The organism is Umezawaea sp. NPDC059074 (assembly GCF_042738955.1).
Taxonomy (GTDB): Bacteria; Actinomycetota; Actinomycetes; order Mycobacteriales; family Pseudonocardiaceae; genus Umezawaea.
Genome location: NZ_JBHYHC010000078.1, coordinates 33,222 through 34,573, shown reverse-complemented (window position 1 = coordinate 34,573; position 1,352 = coordinate 33,222). Strand labels below are relative to the sequence as shown.

Below are 1,352 nucleotides of genomic sequence, written 5' to 3'. Positions count from 1 at the left end.
GGGCGGGCGCGGTGGAGACCGACTTCGACCGCATGGAGGCGCGGACGTCGATGTCGCAGCCCGAGGCCGCCGCCACCCGCGCGCACTCGGCGCGGACGGCCGCCTCGCCGCGCACGAGCTTGCCGGGGTCGGTGTCGCGGACCTCCACCGTCATCCGGACCGTGCCGGTGATGGTGTTGGTGACGTTGGGGTGGGCCACCAGGTAGCCCGTGGTGGCCGTGGCGCAGACGGCGTGCTCGGTCGCGACGCGCTCCACGCCGAGGATGATCTCGGCGGCGGCGACCATCGCGTCACGGCGGTCGGCCATGGGGGTCGTGCCCGCGTGCTGGGCCTCGCCCAGGACGTCGATGTCGAGGATCGTGCGGCCGACGATGCCGTTCACGACGCCGATCGGGATTCCCAGGCGTTCCAGCGACGGGCCCTGCTCGATGTGGAGTTCCAGGTAGGCGGCGATGGACCCCTCCGGCCACGCGGCTTCCTGGAGGCGTTCGGGTGAGCCGCCCGCCTGGGCGAGGTACGCGCTGACCGGTTGGCCGGACCGGTCCTCGGCGGCGAGGCCGTCCTCCAGCGAGCCGCACAGCGCGCGGGAACCCCAGAACGGGGTCTGGATCAGCGCGCCCTCCTCGTTGGCGAAGGCGACCGCGACCATCTCGACGGGCAGGTCGACGTCGTGCGAGTGCAGGACCTCCAGCACCTCCAGCGCGGCGATCACGCCGTAGGCGCCGTCCAGCCGCCCGCCCTGCACCACGGTGTCCACGTGGGACCCGACCAGCAGCACGGGGTCGGCTCCCCGGCGGGCGTTCGGGCGGCGGATCAGCAGGTTGCCCGCGGGGTCGGTCTCGGTCTCCAGGCCCGACTCGCCGCAGAGGTCGCGCAGGTAGGCCATCGCCGCGTTCTCCTGGGCGCTGAGCCCCAGCCTGGTGATCCCGCCCGCGGGGTCGGCCCCGATCTTGCCCAGTTCCTCCAGGCGGCCGAGGAGCCGCTCACCGTCGACCCTGAGCCCGGCGTGGGCCTCCAGGAACCCCTCGACCGGTCCGCGTGCCTGGAGATTCTGCTTGGGCATGGCTCTTCCTCCCGTTCGCCGGGCGAGCGCCTGGCGGGACAGCGCAGACATGTCCTCGGTCTGCCGGACGCCTTGGATTGTGGGCCGCCACGCTTTTTCGCAGCCATTGTCCGGCTATCGTTTTCGGTCCGGCTATTTGCGGTGCTATTGCGGGGCTATCGCCCGTCCATCGTTTCCCCTTTGGCTTCGGCAAGCCGGTTGACCTGCTCAATTGAGCCTCCCTAGTGTTCGGCTCGACCCCCTGGTGAGAACGGCCGGATCAGCTGGATCGGCAGGAAAGGGAATTCAC

The 1,352-nt window shown here is 71.3% G+C and carries 1 protein-coding gene; it reads right to left on the bottom strand.

Features of this window, described 5'->3' with window-relative positions:
* A partial coding sequence (locus ACFWW9_RS29545) for a Zn-dependent hydrolase (protein WP_390384629.1) occupies positions 1 to 1,063 on the bottom strand: 1,063 nt, incomplete at its 3' end.
* Between the last annotated feature and the right edge of the window lie 289 nt (positions 1,064 to 1,352).